The following is an 18497-nucleotide window of genomic DNA, read 5'->3' on the forward strand; positions in this document are numbered from 1 at the left end:
TCGAATAGATTTAATTCCTCGTACACTTGTAAACTTTGACTGCAATTTATCGATGAAATATGCTCCTTTCAATTTATTTATTTTAATAAGTTGATCTCTTTCGATTATTTCTAGTACTTTATAAGCCACACGACAAACTAAAGGGTTTCCTCCAAAGGTTGAACCATGCATACCTGGTGTTAACAAGGTATTTAATTTTTTATTCACTAGACAAGCGCCTATAGGCAAACCATTCGCCAAACCTTTTGCAAGTGTTAATACATCAGGAATAATTTCTGATTTTTGGTGATAAAACCAATACCCTGTACGCCCCAGACCACATTGCACTTCATCTAAAATAAGCAAACATTGATATTGCTCGCATAATTGTTTTAATTGTTTCATATACAAGGTGGATGATATATTCACTCCAGCTTCACCTTGTATGGGTTCTAACATCATTGCGCATATATTATTTTGCTCCAATGCATCACGTACTTCCTCAATCGCATTGAAATTGACAAAAATAAAATCCTCAAATAATTGTCCAAATTTTTCTTTATATTTCTGATTACCCGTTGCCGATAATGCGCCTATTGTTCTCCCATGAAATGCATTATTCATGATAATAATTTTAGGATTTTTAATCTCTTTTTCATAAGCATATAGTTTGGCAATCTTTATCGCAGTTTCATTTGCTTCAGCACCTGAGTTACAGAAAAAAGAGGCATCCATTTTAGAGATTTCAATCAATTTATCACTGAGTTTATTCGCCCATTGATTTGTAAATAAATTGGATAAATGAATATAGCTCTCAATTTGTTGAATGATTTCAATATTAATTTCTCTATTTTTATAACCTAGATTATTGACACCTACGCCAGCAGTCATATCTAAATATTTATGACCAGCATCATCCCAAATATAGCAACCTTCACCTTTTATAAAATTTATCTCAATTTTATTATAAAAATTAATTAAGCTGCTCATTTTATAATCCTTCTATAAAAGTATAAGGTTCTAAGTCATAGTTGGTTGAAAATATTTTTGTTATACCATTTTCAACAAGTAATATTCTTTTTTCATTGGTAGCTTTATAAACTTTAAACTGTTGACCTTTATCTTTAATCAGCTGAATGAATTCAGATAAATCTTTTTCAGGAAAATTATTACCCGTAATAAAACGACCTAAAAGACGCTGTTGATGATAAATTTCAACTTGATAAATATAATCCATTCAATTCTCTTTATTACTCAGGCCAATAAAATGTATGAGATAAATTTCGATGACCAAAAATAGCTTGCCCCACACGTATATCGGTTGCACCTTCCTCAATTGCAATTTTAAAATCACCTGACATACCCATTGATAATCGTGAAATTGATGGATAATTTTTTTGAGTTTCGATTAGCAATGCTTTTAACGTTCTAAAACAATGCCTTATTTTTTGTTCTTCTTGACTATGAATGGCTAAAGTCATTAAACCTACAACTTTTAAATGATCAAATTTTTCCAATTCCAGTAGAAAATCAGCCAACTCATTGGGTTTTATGCCATATTTACTTTCTTCATCCGATGTATTCACCTGTACAAAAACTTCTAATTTTTTATGAATAGCCATAAGCTCATTATTCAATTTACGTGCAAGTTTGATGCTATCTAAAGCATGAAATTCCGAAATATATTGAATAACTTGTCTAACTTTATTTGTTTGTAAATGTCCAATGAGAATCCAATTAATCTTTGGGTTATTTAAATGATTCGCTTTAAGAATTAGCTCTTGTACTTTATTTTCACCGACATCAACAAGCCCTAAGTCAATTGCATGCTGAATAACGTCAATTGACTTTGTTTTAGTTACAGGAATAAGTCGAATGTCTTGAGGGCTTCTCCCCACGGTTAAGCAAGCTTTTTGAATAGATTGATCTAAATCAGCTAAATTTTTTTGTAGATTTTGCATGCCTATTTTTAACCCTTGATTTTGACCTAGGTCAAAAATAATATAAAAAAAGTTTTAAACATAGGACTGATAAACGATAAATGTAACTAAAAATAACTAAGTTTCGTTCTTGCTGAATGACGGCTTTATGATTACATGAAAGTTATTTTGAATACGGACATGTGTAGAAATGTGTTTTAATTTAAAATAGCAATTTTAAAATCTAAATTATGTATGAAAAAGCCTTGCTTTAAATTTATTCCACCCATGATCAATGGTGTAAATGCAAGTCAAGTTTATCTGCCAAAGCTCACAGAACAACCCGCTTCTTTGTTTCACTTTTTATGTGACCATTTTCCACATATTCCTGCAAACGAATGGCGGCAACGTTTTGATGATCAACTCATCATGGACATGCAAGGAAATTCACTGAATCTCGCTTCACCATTTCAGCAAAATACACATATTTATTATTATCGTTTTTTAGCACATGAAATTCATGTGCCATTTGAAGAAAATATTTTATTTGAAAATAATGACTTGATGGTGGTTGATAAGCCCCATTTTCTAACCATTAGCCCCACTGGTCAATATGTTCAAGAAACCTTATTGGTTCGGTTAAAAAAAACCACCAATAATCCTGACTTAACCCCTATACATCGACTTGATCGTGAAACCGCAGGCATTGTTTTGATTTCAAAACAACCTGCGACGCGTGGTTTATATCAACAAATGTTCGCAGAAAGACAAGTACAAAAAATTTATCACGCAATTGCGCCATATAACCCAGATTTAATATTTCCACGCGCCATCAGTTTACGCATGGAAAAGGGTGAGCCGTTTTATACAATGCAAGTTGTAGAGGGTGATGCCAATTCACATACAGATATTGAGATAATTGAACATAATCAATCTTGGGCAAAATATCAGCTCAAACCATTGACAGGTAAGCAACACCAGCTTCGTGTACATTTAAATTCTTTAAACATTCCCATCAAAAATGACCCATTTTATCCAGTCGTCACACATAAAAATGATGATGATTTTAGCCAACCTTTACAACTCTTAGCCAAGCAGATTGAATTTATCGACCCTGTAACACAGCAAAAGATGTGCTTTTGTTCTGACCATGAATTGACACTGTAATTTCTATGTAATGACAAATATACGACTTTTTGATGATTAGACATTGAAATTCTCAATACTTTGATTAAAATAGGCTTTCAAACTCAAATTTGTTTGGTTTAATCCATGAGAAAAACGGAAGTCTATCAAGTACGCCTTGATTCACAAGAAAAAAAACAGGCGTTTGCTGTATTCAAACAATTGGGAATTACGCCTGCACAAGCGGTTCGTCTATTTTTTAAGCAGGTTGTGATTACAAAATCTATCCCCTTCGCTATTGAGAATCAAAATATCAATATGGATCAATTGCTGAAATTGAGAAAAATTAAGCAAGAACAGCAACAAAATGGTCAATTGAATAATAGCGCTGACTTAGTAGATGATGATGAAGATCTTTTCGCAGAGTTGAATGCCATCTTGGGTGAAAGTGACAAAACTTAACAGTGTTGCATTTTAAAACAATTAATTAAGTTTACTTTTGATTTTTTTGGGTATGCTCTTTTACAAGGAAATATAAAAATTCATTGTAAGGGGTATGTGAATGATCGTCAGACGAGCGACCAAAGAAGATTTAAACCAACTTGCTGTTTTATTTGATGAATACCGTCAGTTTTATGGTGCATCTTCCAATATTCAACAATCATTCGACTTTCTCACTCAACGCTATGAAAACCAAGAAAGTGTTATTTTCATCCATGTAAAAGACGATGTTTTTACAGGTTTTGTGCTTTTATATCTCGGTTTTTCTTCTGTCGCCTGCTCTACTTATTATATTTTAGATGATGTCTACGTTACCCCAATATTCCGTAGACAAGGTTCAGCGAAGCAATTGATTGATACTGCAATTTTATTTGCACGCCATGAAAATGCACAACGCATTAGCTTAGAAACTCAAAAGAATAATTACCACTCACACGAACTTTATGAACAAATGGGTTTTGTTAAAGACAATGAGTTTCAAACCTACCATTGTTTCTTAAAGTAATTCATCAACTACAATACTTTGTAAATTTAGCCATTTAATGTGCTAAATACATTTTCGGAATTGTGAAATTAGACGTTTTGAGTTTCTTAAACGGGGTGAATTGCCATTATGAAACATGATTTTACTGGATTAAATTTCCAATAAGGGTTCAATACTTTGATTTTTTGCAGCTAAAATCTGTTGCTCAGTTAAGTAAACCCATTCACCCTCAGCCAATTGCGACAATTTTAATTGACCGATCTGTGCACGATGCAAACGTTCTACTTTATTTCCAACGGCTGCGAGCATACGTTTAACTTGATGGTACACACCTTGATGAATTGCCATACTTAATTCATGTTCCGCTATTTGCTTGACTTCAGTCGCAGCAAAAATCCCCTTTTCATTGCGTAATTCAACACCCGTTTCTAATTGTTGAATTTGAATGTTGTCAATCGGATCTGCTGTTTGCATCTGATAAACTTTCGCTACATGCTTTTTAGGATGCGTCAAAGCTTGTAAGAATTGTCCATCATCGGTGAGTAATAACAAGCCTGTCGTGTCTTGATCAAGACGTCCCACACATTGTAAACCTCGATTCATCAACACATCATTAAACAAATCAAAAACACTATAATGATGAGTGGCTTGATGCGAGCATTCATAACCTTGTGGTTTATTTAAAGCGATATACACTTTTTCACGGTACTGAAAGGTTTCACCATGTACTTTATATTCTAAATTTTGCAAATTAAGCTTAAATTTGGGATCTAAAATCGTCTGATCTTGTATAACAACCACACCATTTTTAATCAGTTGCTGGCAGTGTTTCCGTGAACCAAAACCCTGTGATTGCAACATCTTTTCCAACAACATATATTTCACCTTAACTTATCTATCCCTTATTTTACATGAGGATGAGCCACATAGCGATGCGCTGTAAGATTTCAATAAAATCTTAGACAAAGAATATGAATGATGATTCGATCAATAGAATCTCCGACTAACTGAATTTTAAATTCATTAAACAAGGTATTGTAAATTTACACCACAAGTGTCGCTAATAAGGTGAATAATCAAGTAAATCAAAATGAATTTTTCTTCATTATTTCTTTAATTTGAGAATAAATAGTCAGTATTTTATGCTCAGCAGAATAAGCAAAAACGAATTTAATTACCTGTTTTAAAACAACAATTATAATTTTATTCGACAATTTTTCTTTATATCTTAGTTTTATCCATACACGTCTTTTCGAATTTACGTGCATCTTTTCAGTATAATAAACGGGTATATTTATTTTCAATGTTGAATTTTAATGAGCTTGTCTAGCCTCGACCTTAACTTAATTGTTCTCCTGATTCTGCTCGCTTGCGGTATTTTTAGTCATAACACGGCGGTAACAATTGCCGCAGGTGTACTCATTGTTTTTAGAATCACACCTTTAAGTCAATTTTTCCCGCTACTGCAAACACATGGTTTAGAAGTTGGGATCATTATTCTAACTATTGGCGTACTGACCCCTATTGCAAGCGGAAAAATTCCAGGTGATGTTATTTTAAAATCATTTATGCATTGGAAATCTTTGATCGCAATTGCTATCGGTTTATTGGTTGCATGGTTGGGTGGACGAGGTGTCAGTCTAATGACCCATCAACCCAATATCGTTGCAGGACTATTGATTGGTACAGTTGCAGGTGTTGCATTGTTACGTGGCGTACCTGTTGGCCCTTTAATTGCAGCAGGAATTTTATCGTTATTTATTGGTAAGTCTTAGTCTTTTGAGAAAGGATTAACACCGTTAATCCTTTTTTCAGCTATGACAATGCTGTCCTTTACGAATGCGTTTATTTTCATACATTTTTAAATCTGCAAACTCGATCAGTTTATTTAACTCTAAACCATCTTCTGGGAATAAAGCCAAACCAACACTCGCACCCATATCTAATTTTACATTTTCAAATATAAACGGCAGTCCACAGGCTTCAACAATACGATTCATCGCCTTTCTAGCAATTTCCTGATTTGCCAAACCACTTAAAATCACTGCAAATTCATCACCACCCAAACGCGCCACAACATCATCTCGTCGTGTTACATTCAGAATGCGTTTACCAATTTCTTTTAAAGCTTCATCACCTAAACGATGCCCATATTGATCATTAATCGGCTTTAAACCATCCATATCAATCATTAATATACCGAGCAACAGTCCTGCACGTTTAGCTTTATCAACGCCTTGTCTTAAGCAATCTAAAAACAATGCACGATTGGCGAGCCCTGTTAAATTGTCCTGAGTCGCTAGTTTATAAAGCTCTTGAGCACCGTACTTTGTAGCGTGATACATCGCTGCTGCAATCAGTTCAGACATTAAACTCAGCAAATTAATATCACTGTCTTTAAATGCATTGACACGTTCAGAATAGATTTTCAGCACACCAATGGGTTCATCGCAATGAATCAAAGGCACAACTGCCATTGAACGCAGCCCAACACGTCTACATGCTTCACGATCGACACGTTCATCCACTTCACTGTCTTTACAATAAAGCGTTGCATTTTGCGCTATACATAAGCCTGATAAACTGGAATCCATTTTCAAACGCAAGCCAAGAAAATCATTTGCCCCATTTGAAACAGCACGATAAACCATATCGCCATCTTCAGCGAGTTCAACTATCGCACCTTTTGCTTGGGTAATGGTTTGAATTTGTTCTGCGACAAGGGTCATCACCGCATTGATATCTAAGCCCAATTTTGCAATTGCAGTTTGAGTCTGAATAACCGAGAGTAATTGTTTAGATGTCGGTTGCTTCGCTTTAGGCATACATCATCCTAGACGAGTTTATATCAATGGTTTCGTCTTCTATATTATGACGATTGGTCTTTAATTTAAAGTATATGTACAAGGATAAATGAAATTTGTATGAATTTTAAACCATTTAAAATTCATACATTGTGAATTTAAAAATTAACCTTGAATATTAGCCTTGATAGTATTGATTGCGTTTTTGTGAGAACTTTTCAAGCTGTTTTAAAAAACCTTCAAAGTAGCTTTTCTCTTTTTCTTCAATGCGATAGCCTGCATACAAAGTACGACGCAAACCATTTGAAGAAACACAATCTAAACGACGTGAAGTCACCCATCCTTTCTGCTCATATTCATTGACCACCCAGTCGGGTAATGCAGCAATGCCTCGCCCACTCGCTACCAATTGAATCAACATTTGGGTTAAATCTGTGGTACGGATTTGTTTAGGTAAAATATTCGCAGGAATAAACAACTTCGCCATAATGTCTAAACGATGTTTATCTACAGGATAAGTAATCAAAGTTTCTTCCGCTAACTCTTGCACAGTAACACGTTCCGCACGAACCAATGGATGAGTGTTGGAAAGCACTAAGCGTGACTCATATTCAAAGATAGGAAAATATTCAATTCCTTTCAGAGCAATCGGATCAGCAGTAATGAGTAAATCAAATTCAGCATTTTGTAAAAGTTCATGCGGATTTGCTTCAAAACCTGAAGCAAAGTCTAAATCTACATCTGGATATTGTGATCGATATTGATTCAATAAAGGCATTAACCAGTCAAAACAACTATGGCATTCTGAAGAAAAAATGATTCGTCCAGTTTGCCCATGCACAATTCGGGTAATGTCTGATTGCGTAATCTGAATTTGTGGCAATACGTCATCTGCAAGTTTGAGTAAACGTTGTCCAACATTGGAAAAAGATACAGGACGTGAACGTCGATTCACCACTTCTACACCATACCAATGGTCTAACTCTTTCAATTGATGAGAAATAGCAGACGGCGTTAAACATAAATCACTTGCAGCAGCAACCAGTGAACCATGCTCACGTAATGCAGTTAAAGTTTTTAGATGGCGAATTTCTAGCATGAGTAAGATTCCAACAAACCATCATTTACAAATCGTTTAGCTTTACTGCGCTATGCAATAACACGCTATCGTTGGATGTAAATAACATTCTGAGATACAAATATTCTTTGTCAAAAATAACGATATAAATGAAATCATTTAAAATGAATAAAATTCACTATAACATGAATTTAATGAGTTTGCTTAATGATGAGTTGTATTTAATGATAACAACAATAAATGAATTCTAATCATCTGCATCTTAAAAGGTCGTCGCGTGTCTATTCAAACTCATATTCTTGGCTATCCACGTATTGGTACAAAAAGAGAACTAAAATTTGCAGAAGAAAGCTATTGGAAAGGCGAAATTTCTCAAACTGAATTTTTAGAAAAAGCCCAAGCCGTTGAAGCAAGCAATTGGCAAGCGCAGGTCGATGCAGGTCTCTCTTTTATTACTGTTGGTGATTTTGTATTTTATGACAGTATTTTAACCCATGCTGTGCGCTTAGGTATCATTCCGACACGTTTTGCAGAAGCAACTAAACTCAATCAAGTGGATCAACAATTCTACTTAGCACGTGGTCGTGCACCAGAATGCACAGATGTTGCAGCGCTTGAAATGACCAAATGGTTCGATACCAATTATCATTACCTCGTACCTGAATTAAATTCAACACAACAATTCAAAGCTGATTTCTCAAATTTATTTGCTCAAATTGATCGTGCTAAAGCCTTTAATCACCCACTTAAAGTTGTCGTTCCGGGTCTAGTTACGTTCTTACATCTCTCTCGTATTGTTGATGCAAATGTAATTGGTACGAATGTAGAAGCTGAAAAACATGCATGTGAATGTGCTACTGACCATACTGACATTGTCGCTGATCAAGCCACTTTAAAATTCATCGATGCTCTACTTCCAATTTACGCCTCTTTATTTGACGAGCTAAAAGCGCGTGGCGTGGAATATGTACAAGTTGATGAACCTGCATTGGTGCTTGATCTTAAACCAGAATGGCAAGCCGCTTTTGAGCGTGTATATAACGTATTGCAACGTAAAGATGGTTTAAAGCTAATTATTGCCACTTACTTCGAAACTTTAGGTGCGAATTTAAATCTCGCGGTAAACCTTCCAGTCGCAGGTTTACACATTGACATTACCCGTGAAAAACAAGGTGAGTTCTTCTGGAAAAAAGTAATCGACCAACTCCCTACTCATAAAATATTGTCTCTAGGTTTAATCAATGGCCGTAGTGTTTGGGCAAGTGATTTGATTTATTTAAATCTGATTATCCAAACAGCTAAAAGAGCTTTAGCTGACCGTTTATGGCTTTCTACTGGCTGTTCATTACTACATGTTCCTGTTGATTTGCGTTCTGAAATCGTTCCTGTCGAAGTCAATGGAAAACTTGCCTTTGCTCGTCAAAAATTAGATGAATTGGTAGCGTTAGCTGCTGGAAATATTTATCCAAATGAAAAATTATCTAAAGCAGCAGACAAAGCATTTGATCTTGTTGGACAAGTACGTACTGATACATTTGAAGATCGTTTCAAAGCACAACAACAGAAATTTAACTTACCGTTAATTCCAACCACCACCATTGGTTCATTTCCACAAACTACGGAAATTCGTGCAGCACGTGCAGCGTGGAATAAAGGTGATTTAACCAATGATGCCTATGAAGTCGCAATGAAAAAGGAAATTGCCTATGCAATTGAACAACAAGAACTGTTAGGTCTTGATGTATTGGTTCATGGTGAAGCTGAACGTACAGACATGGTTGAATATTTTGCAGGATTACTTGATGGCTTCTGGTTATCTAAATTTGGTTGGGTTCAATCCTATGGTAGTCGTTGTGTACGCCCACCCATCATCGTTAGCGATATTACTCGTTCAAATGCGATGACTGTGAAATGGATTCAGTATGCCAATAGCTTATCTGACAAAATTGTAAAAGGGATGTTAACTGGCCCAGTGACGATTTTGAACTGGTCTTTCCCACCTGCGCATCGTACACGTCGTGAAGTCTGCTTACAGTTGGCTGAAGCAATTCGTCAAGAAGTTGCTGATCTGCAAAATGCAGGGATTGAAATTATCCAAATTGATGAAGCAGCCTTTCGTGAAGGTTTACCATTGCGTAAAGCCGAACAAGCCGAATACTGGGACTGGGCAGTGAAATCATTCAAACACTGTTCAAGTAGTGCCAATATCGATACGCAGATCCATACACATATGTGTTATTCAGACTTTAAAGACTGTTTGCCCCAAATCACTGCAATGGATGCTGATGTGATTACCATTGAAACCTCACGCTCAGGCTTACAACTTTTAGAAGTCTTCCATGAACAAAACTATCCCAATGCCATTGGTCCGGGTGTATATGACATTCATAGTCCACGTAGCCCAAGTGCAGATAACATGCGTACAGTCATTGATGGTGCATTAAAAACCATCCCTGCTGAACGTCTTTGGATCAATCCAGACTGTGGCTTAAAAACACGTAACTGGGCTGAAACCAAAACCGCATTAACCGCCTTAGTGAAAATGGCAAAACAAGTTCGTGCAGAACTAGAAACAGCATAACTTTAAAACTATAAAAACCTGAAATAATAAATCCAAAATAATAATAAAATAATAGATTCAAATCATCAGCGGCCTCCATTTTTGGAGGCGTTTTTTTTGCCTATTTTCTAAATAATGGCTTTATATATCTTAGTCATAGCTTAATTTTTAAATTAAAAAATATTTTACAAACTCAAAGAAAATTCGAGATGAATGAAGTGGTCATTACATTTTAAAATTTGTTTACATTTAAAACTTGTTTATATTTCGATCACCACATAGGCTTAAGTAGAGGGAATTACCTCGTATCTAATCGGAGTAGAAACAATGACAAGCGAAGCTATTCGAGACCCAGAAAAAGATATCCTACTAACACCTCAAAATTCCGCATTTATTTGTATTGATTACCAACCCGTTCAAGTCAACTCAATCGCCTCAATGGATCGCCAATTACTGATTAATAATATTGTAGGTTCTGCAAAAGCAGCCATCGTATATGGTCTACCTATTATTCACTCTACAGTAAATGTGAAAACAGGTTTAAATAAACCGCCGATTCCCCAACTCCGAAAAGTTTTAAAAGATTACCCAACTTATGACCGTACCACCATTAACTCTTGGGAAGACGTAGAATTCCAAGCTGCGGTAAAAGCGACAGGTCGTAAAAAGCTGATTATGACAGCGCTTTGGACAGAAGCTTGTCTCACCTTTCCTGCTTTAGATGCAATCAATGAAGGTTATGAGGTTTATGTGATTGCCGATGCCGTTGGAGGAACGTCTGTTGCAGCGCATGAAGCAGCACTCAGACGTATTGAACAAGCTGGCGGAAAATTAATCAGTGTCGTACAACTGTTTTGTGAACTACAACGTGACTGGAAACGCGCTGATACCGTTCCTCAGTTTATGAATTTATTTATTGAAACAGGCGGTACAGCAGGTATTCAGTTCTCTTATGATAAGTCAGAATAGATTTGCACGATTGTTTTAGAATCATCATAAAATCAGGATGATAATAAGCTTTATCTATCCTGATTTTTCATTTATGGATAATATTTTTAAAAATGATGAACAGCTTTTAAAAATTTAGAATCTGAATTTATTGCTTATTGAACGATGCTAATAACATCACTCTTTTGAATCGGATCTTGTTGAACAACGGGTTTCTCTAAGGTCAATAACTTATAACTTTCAATATTATCATTTTGATCAAAAAGGATTTCATAGGAAGTTTTCTTTCCATTGAAAACGGTTTCTGTCGGCGTACCAATAATTTCCCATAATCCCACAGTCGCTACATCTGCGGCACCATGCCAAAAAGCACGACCTACTTTACTTGCTGTAGAATAACCTTGCACAAATGTATAAATTTCATAACGCTTGCCATCTTTAATTTCAGAGATGACTGGTGCGCCAAATTCCGCAATGACTAAACTGCGTGATATACCTGCATTGAGCATTGTTGTGTTCTTTTTAGAAGGTTGTTTACTTGCCATCACGACAGAACAACCAGAACTCATCAACATGGCAACAGCCACCCCAGTTAAAATTAATTGTTTAAACATTCTTTTTAAAATCCATGACCTATCTTATATATCGGCTTAAATATAAATGATTTAAGCCATTTTTCAAGATATTAATCAGGCAATTTATGACCACAATGTGGACAATAACAATACTTATTTTTCTCGTGTGCTAATTCTTCCTCTTTCCGCTCTCGAATCAATTGTAAAATGATATCGCTTGTTTGTTCCGTCGACAGTCCAACCTCTCTACGAATCGTCTCAATTTTATCCTCGTCTTTGGCTAAATCAATTTCACTGCTATTGAGTAATTCTCTGAATTTATTCTCTAATTGTTGTTTTCGTTGTTCAAGTTCATTGGCTAAACCATTCGCCAAAATACCTGCGGGTAACGCGGCTAAACCCACACCTAAAATAGTGATCAACGCACCCAAGAAACGTCCCATCGGGGTGATTGGTGTCACATCACCATAACCCACGGTTGTTAAAGTTACCACTGCCCACCACATCGATGCAGGAATAGAGCTAAATACATTGGGTTGAGCACGGCTTTCAACCACATAAATCCCTGCGGCTGACATTACAATCATGATTAATAAGATAAAAATAACGGCTTGAAAAGAACCTTTTTCACGCTCTATGACTCGTAAAAGAATCTGTAAAGAAACAAAATAGCGCGTCAGTTTTAAAAGACGCAGTAAACGTAGAACACGTAAGAAACGTAAATCGATATGTACAAAGAAGTTTAGATAAGCAGGTAAAATCGCCAATAAATCTATAATTGCTGCGCCACTGGTAATATATTTCCAACGTTGCTTTGTTTCAGATTCTAATGGATTCTTTTCAACCACACTCCAAAAACGAAGGATATATTCTGTTGTAAAAACAATGATTGAAAAGTTTTCAAAAAAATTGAAATAAACATGATAGGCTTTATAAATGGGATTGATTGACTCCAGCAATACAGCAACCACATTTCCAATAATCAATAGAATAAGAAAATAGTTAATGAACCGACTAAACAGTGTTTCATAATCTTCATTATGCAAATTGTTGTATACAAATTGTCGTAACTTATACCATGCTGTAATTCGCATCATTGCACTTTTATTGGAATAAAGTTGCATAGTAATACGTTAAGCACTGTGAAGACAATCTTGAAACGATTAACAACTCCATCACACACTGGCTTTTTACGAACGCATCCATAGTGAAGATTGATAAATTAAATTTTATAAATAGATAAAAATTTATTATATTAGTCACATATTTTTCAGCACCGCTGACTTTACTGCTTTCGTACTTATATAGTACAACTCTTAAATATGGATCATTGATGTCTTCGCAACAAAACAGCCACCTTAAACACGGCTTGAGCAATCGCCATATTCAATTGATTGCTTTAGGCGGTTCGATTGGCACAGGGCTTTTCCTCGGCATTTCTCAAACCATTAAACTTGCAGGGCCTTCGGTTATTTTAGGCTATGCTATTGCAGGTTTAATCGCTTTCTTTATGATGCGCCAACTCGGTGAAATGGTGGTTGAAGAACCTGTAAGTGGCTCTTTCAGTTATTTTGCTTATAAATATTGGAGTCCATTTGCAGGCTTTATGTCAGGTTGGAACTATTGGGTTCTGAATGTTTTGGTCTGTATGGCTGAACTGAGTGCTATTGGTTTATATGTGCAATATTGGTGGCCAGAAATACCGACTTGGGTATCTGCACTCGCCTTTTTTATTCTAATCAATGTCATCAATCTATTACATGTTAAAGTTTTTGGTGAAATGGAGTTCTTATTTTCCATCATTAAAATTTTAGCGATTATTGCTATGATTGGATTTGGTTCATGGTTGCTTGCAAGTGGTCATGCAGGTGAAACTGCCTCGATTTCAAACCTATGGGCTTTAGGTGGATTTTTCCCTAATGGTCTGACTGGTTTAGTTATGGCAATGGCGATCATTATGTTCTCCTTTGGCGGAATCGAATTGGTCGGCATTGCAGCAGCAGAAACGCAAAATCCGACTCAAACTATTCCAAAAGCAGTCAATCAAATTGTTTACCGTGTCCTGCTATTTTATGTGTTGACCATTGTAGTTTTGCTATCACTTTTCCCTTGGAATCAAATTGCTGAAGGCGGTAGTCCTTTTGTATTGATTTTTGATTCGCTGGGTAGCCAAGGCGTTGCAACTGCGCTAAATTTTGTCGTACTCACCGCTGCAATTTCTGTGTATAACGGTACCAGTTATGGCACCAGTCGTATGTTGTTGGGTTTGGCACAACAAGGCAATGCACCTCAATTTCTCAATAAAATTAATAAGCGTGGTATTCCTTATACTGCTATTTTAACATCGGCTTTAGTGACAGCGATCTGTGTGGTGTTGAATTACATTTTCCCAGAAAGTGCTTTTAAATTATTGATGAGTCTAGTGATTTCAGCGATTGTGATTAATTGGACAGTGCTTTCTCTTACACATCTGAAATTTAAACGCAAAATGAATGCTTTAAATAAAGTTTCACTGTTCCCTGCAATTGCTTATCCAATCAGTAATTACATTTGTGTCATTTTCATGTTGTGTATTTTAATGATTATGTGGATGACACCAGATATGCGCATTGCGGTGATTCTAATTCCGCTATGGATTGCATGCTTAAGTCTTGCATATTGGTTCAAAATGCGAAAAGTATGAGGTCATGGACAGCATCTTTAATGGCACCCTTCCGCTAAAGATGCTGTCCATAGAATCAAAGCCAGTCTCCCAAATGTCTTTGATTCAATAAGATTATTTTAGCGTTTCATACAATGAAATGTTTCCCGAATTTGATCTAGTTTTAAATCATTTTCGGAATGAAATTTCATGATTTAGATTATTTACGGGAAAAAATTCTGGGATATAGCTTATGAGTGACAACCATTACAATTTAGACAAGATAGATCGCAAAATTTTATCTGCGCTCAGACAAGATGGTCGACTCACTGTAGCTCAGCTTTCAGAAATGGTGGGTTTATCTTCTTCACCTTGCTGGACTCGAGTCAAACGCCTTGAATCACTCAATGTAATCGAAGGTTATACCGCAACGATTAATGCCAAAGCGATTGGGATTAATGAATTGTTCTTTATTGAAATCACTCTGGAACGCCATGATGATGAAATTTTAGAACAATTTAGTGAGGCACTTGGGCAAATGCCAGAAGTGGTTGAAGCGCATTTAGTCACAGGTGATTACGATTATTTAGTCAAAGTTGCAGTTAAAAATGCTGAACACTATGAACGTTTTTTACGTAAGAACTTATATTCAATGAAAGGTATTCGTCATACTCGTTCTATTTTTGCTTTACGTCCTTTAAAGCTAGAAAATAAATCAGACTTGATGATGATTGAGTAATATAGAATTCATTTTAATATTCTTTAATGAAAATTTACTGAATGTATGTCATAATATTAGCAGTATGAGATGAGCCTCTACAGTATATACCTCGATGTATATACGACTAGCCCCTAACCATGGGGCTTTTTATTGCCTAATTTTCAATAATATACCCCAACACATTTATTATCAAAACTAAAAACGTTTACATAAGTTCACTATACCTGCTTATTTTGTACACTATTATTTATGAATAAATCGAAGTAAAAAAGGAATAACTATGAAGAAATTTTTCAAATATCTGCTCATCATTATTGGTGTTTTATTTGTTATAGGTTTGCTCTTTCTGTTCCGCCCCATCTCCTCCAGCTCTGTAAATACTAAAGCTGATGAACCAGTTGTAGATGTCGTGCTTGTTGGTGGCGGTATCATGAGTGCAACTTTGGGTACTTATTTGAGTGAATTAGAACCCTCATGGCAAGTGCGCATGTATGAACGTTTGGATCAAGTCGGTCAAGAAAGTTCAAAAGGCTTGAACAATGCAGGTACAGGTCATTCAGGTTTTATGGAAATGAATTACACACCTGAAAAAGACGGTAAAGTTGATATTAAAAAAGCGATTGATACCGCCTCTCAGTTTGAAGTGAGTAAGCAATTTTGGTCTTATCAGGTTAAAAATGGTGTACTGGGTCAGCCAACAAGCTTCATTAATCCCGTTCCGCATATTGCATTTGTTTGGGGTGACAGCGTCAATTATATGAAAAAACGTTATGACGCAATGATTCAAAGCCCAATGTTTGAAGGATTAAAATATACTGAAAATCCTACTGAAATTAAGCAATGGGCACCACTTGTCATGCAAGGTCGTGATGCAAATCAGAAAGTTGCGGCAACTCGTATGGATGTAGGCTCAGATGTAAATTATGGTTCTATTACCACGCAATTGGTTGATCATTTGAAAAAACAGTCCAATTTCAAACTTGAAACATCTACTGAAGTGACTGGTATCAGTCCAAATGCAGATAAAACGTGGACAGTTTCATTTAAAAATCTAAAAACCAATGCTGAAAGTCATATTAAAACTCGTCATGTCTTTATTGGTGCAGGCGGTGCTGCAATCCGATTATTACAAATGACTGGTTTAGAAGAAACCAAACAATATGCGGGTTTCCCGATTGGTGGTATTTTCCTCATGACTGATAATCCAGCAGTTACAGCGCAACATACTGCAAAAGTGTATGGTAAGCCTGAATTGGGTGCTCCGCCAATGTCTGTACCGCATATTGATACTCGATATATTGATGGTAAAAAGTATGTATTGTTTGGCCCATTTGCAACCTACTCAAACAAGTTCCTTAAGCACGGTTCGCAGTTTGATTTGATTGATGCCACCAATAAAAACAATGTGATTCCAATGGCGACGATTGGTGCTGAAAATTTAGATTTGGTGGAATACTTAGTCAGCCAAGTGGCTATGTCTAAACAAGATCAGTTTAATGAGCTTAAAAAATATTATCCTGAAGCTAAAATTGAAGACTGGAAATTGAACCAAGGTGGTCAACGTGTGCAGATCATCAAAAAAGCACCGGGTAAAGAAGCAACTTTACAGTTTGGTACTGAAATTTTTGCCTCTAAAGATGGTTCTGTGACTGCCTTGCTCGGCGCTTCTCCAGGTGCTTCTACTTCACCTTATATTATGTTGAGTTTGATGGAGAAGGCTTTCCCTGAACAAGTGAAAGGTAAGTGGAATCCGAAATTGCATGAAATCGTTCAATCTTATGGGCAAGATTTAAGTAGCAACCCTGCTCTACTTGATCAAGTTCGTACTTATACTAGTTCTACTTTAGGTCTACATTATACGCCTACTCGTAAAGCTGCAAATGATGCAACGGCAACAGCTTCTGCTGTAGCGAATGCGAATTAATCAAAATGTGTGAAATAAAAAGATGAGCTTAGGCTTATCTTTTTATGACTTAGATTTCATTTAGACTTTTTTTCATAATTCTTTGCATAACTCCCTGCGTATTCATCTAATAAAAATGCTTTTTCCATTAATATATTTAAGAATATTATTTATTTTATCTACACTATCCATCATATATTCCCTACACATCTGAAACCAAACAATTGAAAAATACGAGCAAAAAGTAATAAAACTACTTTTAAAATCACCTAAGACTAAATTAATAAAATCTGAGTTTTAATGTGATTACTATAAGTAAAAATTTTTATAAAATAGAAAAGTATATTTTTATTTATCACATTTTCTATAATATTTATTGATTATAGTAATAAAATGTCATCTAAAAAAAGAAGTTAAATTAAAAATTTTATTAGTATCAATAGTGATTGGTTATGATAGTGTTGTTTATGCAAAATTATTAAAACAACAACCATCTAATTTAAAAATTCTACTAATTAATATTATATCCCATCATGAACAAATAATCAGATGTAGTTGGGTAAAAGTTATCCTCTAAAGTTTCTCCATTGTAATAAAGTACAATTCTTCCAAGTGTAGAATCAACCAAACCATTTCTATTAGTATAATCTCCTACTCTAACAACAACTCTTACTTGACTATCACTATTCATTAAATCATATTGGAATACTATTGCTTGTATCGTGAATTTAACTTTGTCTTTTTCCAATTCAGCTTCTTTATTCTCTACATCATCAAAATGCAAAGTATATGTATTCTCAACTTTAGTGGCTATAACATACTCTGAAAATAATATTTCTTTAGCATGACATAATACCTTTTCATTATCAAAAAGATCTTTCAAATAATCTTTAATTAACATTTTAATGCGAATCCTCAATCTCACTAAATATTATTTGGCTATTTGAATTTTTATTTCCAAATATTCTATAACCACCTGCTTTTCCTAAAATCTTAATTTCATAATGACAAGTTTTACTCTCAATTTTTACCATTATTTAAATATTTCATAACCATAATACTTTACCCACTTGCTGTACTAATCATTAACTTTACAAGCTTCCTTACAACATTAGGCTCGAATTTATCATTTTTAACTTTATTAGATAAAGTAGAATATAAATCCTTTTTAATCTAACCATGTTTAAAACAATCAATATTATGCACTCATACATTTGCATCACATGCAAAGAAAGTATAGTAACTGTCAACCTTTAAAT

Annotated in this window: 18 protein-coding genes; 9 read left to right on the forward strand and 9 right to left on the reverse strand. The window is 35.2% G+C overall.

The window, feature by feature from the left end; all coding sequences use genetic code 11:
• The 3 genes from GGG_RS0110750 to GGG_RS0110760 all read right to left on the reverse strand — a co-directional run.
• On the reverse strand, window positions 1-969 hold a 969-nt coding region (locus GGG_RS0110750), incomplete at its 3' end, for an aspartate aminotransferase family protein (RefSeq protein WP_010114800.1).
• Between the two features lies 1 nt (window position 970).
• On the reverse strand, window positions 971-1216 hold the full coding sequence (locus GGG_RS0110755) for a hypothetical protein (RefSeq protein WP_010114802.1): 246 nt from the start codon (window positions 1214-1216) through the stop codon (window positions 971-973).
• Window positions 1217-1229: 13 nt separating this feature from the next.
• Window positions 1230-1940, reverse strand: a complete 711-nt coding sequence (locus tag GGG_RS0110760; protein WP_010114804.1) for a YggS family pyridoxal phosphate-dependent enzyme — start codon at window positions 1938-1940, stop codon at window positions 1230-1232.
• Between the two features lie 213 nt (window positions 1941-2153).
• On the opposite strand from GGG_RS0110760, the gene GGG_RS0110765 reads away from it, so the two are divergent.
• From GGG_RS0110765 to GGG_RS0110775, 3 genes are all read left to right on the forward strand, one after another.
• Entirely contained in the window at window positions 2154-3065 is a 912-nt protein-coding gene (locus GGG_RS0110765; RefSeq protein ID WP_010114806.1) for an RluA family pseudouridine synthase, read from the forward strand.
• Window positions 3066-3170: 105 nt separating this feature from the next.
• On the forward strand, window positions 3171-3485 hold the full coding sequence (locus GGG_RS0110770; RefSeq protein ID WP_010114808.1) for a type II toxin-antitoxin system RelB/DinJ family antitoxin: 315 nt from the start codon (window positions 3171-3173) through the stop codon (window positions 3483-3485).
• 100 nt (window positions 3486-3585) lie between these two features.
• Entirely contained in the window at window positions 3586-4029 is a 444-nt protein-coding gene (locus GGG_RS0110775) for a GNAT family N-acetyltransferase (protein ID WP_010114810.1), read from the forward strand.
• A gap of 129 nt (window positions 4030-4158) precedes the next feature.
• Here GGG_RS0110775 and GGG_RS0110780 read toward each other — a convergent pair whose 3' ends face one another.
• A complete protein-coding gene (locus GGG_RS0110780) occupies window positions 4159-4884 on the reverse strand; it encodes a pseudouridine synthase (protein WP_010114812.1) in 726 nt (241 codons plus the stop codon).
• Between the two features lie 440 nt (window positions 4885-5324).
• On the opposite strand from GGG_RS0110780, the gene GGG_RS0110790 reads away from it, so the two are divergent.
• Complete coding sequence (locus GGG_RS0110790) at window positions 5325-5783, forward strand: DUF441 domain-containing protein (RefSeq protein WP_029574540.1); 459 nt, start codon at window positions 5325-5327, stop codon at window positions 5781-5783.
• A 36-nt stretch (window positions 5784-5819) separates the two neighbouring features.
• Here GGG_RS0110790 and GGG_RS0110795 read toward each other — a convergent pair whose 3' ends face one another.
• A complete protein-coding gene (locus tag GGG_RS0110795; RefSeq protein WP_010114819.1) occupies window positions 5820-6833 on the reverse strand; it encodes a sensor domain-containing diguanylate cyclase in 1014 nt (337 codons plus the stop codon).
• Window positions 6834-6990: 157 nt separating this feature from the next.
• Window positions 6991-7911, reverse strand: coding sequence for a LysR family transcriptional regulator (locus tag GGG_RS0110800; RefSeq protein ID WP_010114820.1), 921 nt, complete (start codon window positions 7909-7911; stop codon window positions 6991-6993).
• 256 nt (window positions 7912-8167) lie between these two features.
• On the opposite strand from GGG_RS0110800, the gene metE reads away from it, so the two are divergent.
• Window positions 8168-10471, forward strand: a complete 2304-nt coding sequence (gene metE, locus GGG_RS0110805; protein WP_010114821.1) for a 5-methyltetrahydropteroyltriglutamate--homocysteine S-methyltransferase — start codon at window positions 8168-8170, stop codon at window positions 10469-10471.
• A gap of 306 nt (window positions 10472-10777) precedes the next feature.
• Window positions 10778-11419, forward strand: coding sequence for a hydrolase (locus GGG_RS0110810; RefSeq protein WP_010114822.1), 642 nt, complete (start codon window positions 10778-10780; stop codon window positions 11417-11419).
• A 134-nt stretch (window positions 11420-11553) separates the two neighbouring features.
• Here GGG_RS0110810 and GGG_RS0110815 read toward each other — a convergent pair whose 3' ends face one another.
• Together GGG_RS0110815 and GGG_RS0110820 are read right to left on the reverse strand one after the other, a co-directional pair.
• Window positions 11554-12012: a hypothetical protein gene (locus GGG_RS0110815; RefSeq protein ID WP_010114823.1), complete on the reverse strand. Its 459-nt coding sequence runs from the start codon at window positions 12010-12012 to the stop codon at window positions 11554-11556.
• Window positions 12013-12083: 71 nt separating this feature from the next.
• Window positions 12084-13067 (reverse strand): ion transporter, encoded by a 984-nt coding sequence (locus GGG_RS0110820; RefSeq protein WP_029574541.1) that lies wholly within the window; start codon window positions 13065-13067, stop codon window positions 12084-12086.
• 239 nt (window positions 13068-13306) lie between these two features.
• On the opposite strand from GGG_RS0110820, the gene GGG_RS0110825 reads away from it, so the two are divergent.
• From GGG_RS0110825 to mqo, 3 genes are all read left to right on the forward strand, one after another.
• On the forward strand, window positions 13307-14656 hold the full coding sequence (locus tag GGG_RS0110825; RefSeq protein WP_010114825.1) for an amino acid permease: 1350 nt from the start codon (window positions 13307-13309) through the stop codon (window positions 14654-14656).
• A 211-nt stretch (window positions 14657-14867) separates the two neighbouring features.
• Window positions 14868-15353: an Lrp/AsnC family transcriptional regulator gene (locus GGG_RS0110830; RefSeq protein ID WP_010114826.1), complete on the forward strand. Its 486-nt coding sequence runs from the start codon at window positions 14868-14870 to the stop codon at window positions 15351-15353.
• 262 nt (window positions 15354-15615) lie between these two features.
• The gene (mqo, locus tag GGG_RS0110835; RefSeq protein WP_010114828.1) at window positions 15616-17259 is read left to right on the forward strand and encodes a malate dehydrogenase (quinone); all 1644 of its coding nucleotides are present in this window, start codon (window positions 15616-15618) and stop codon (window positions 17257-17259) included.
• A 490-nt stretch (window positions 17260-17749) separates the two neighbouring features.
• On the opposite strand, the gene GGG_RS0110840 is transcribed toward mqo, so the two are convergent.
• A complete protein-coding gene (locus tag GGG_RS0110840) occupies window positions 17750-18139 on the reverse strand; it encodes a hypothetical protein (protein ID WP_010114830.1) in 390 nt (129 codons plus the stop codon).
• Between the last annotated feature and the right edge of the window lie 358 nt (window positions 18140-18497).

It is taken from the genome of Acinetobacter sp. P8-3-8, from assembly GCF_000214135.1.
In the GTDB taxonomy this organism is placed as follows: Bacteria; Pseudomonadota; Gammaproteobacteria; order Pseudomonadales; family Moraxellaceae; genus Acinetobacter.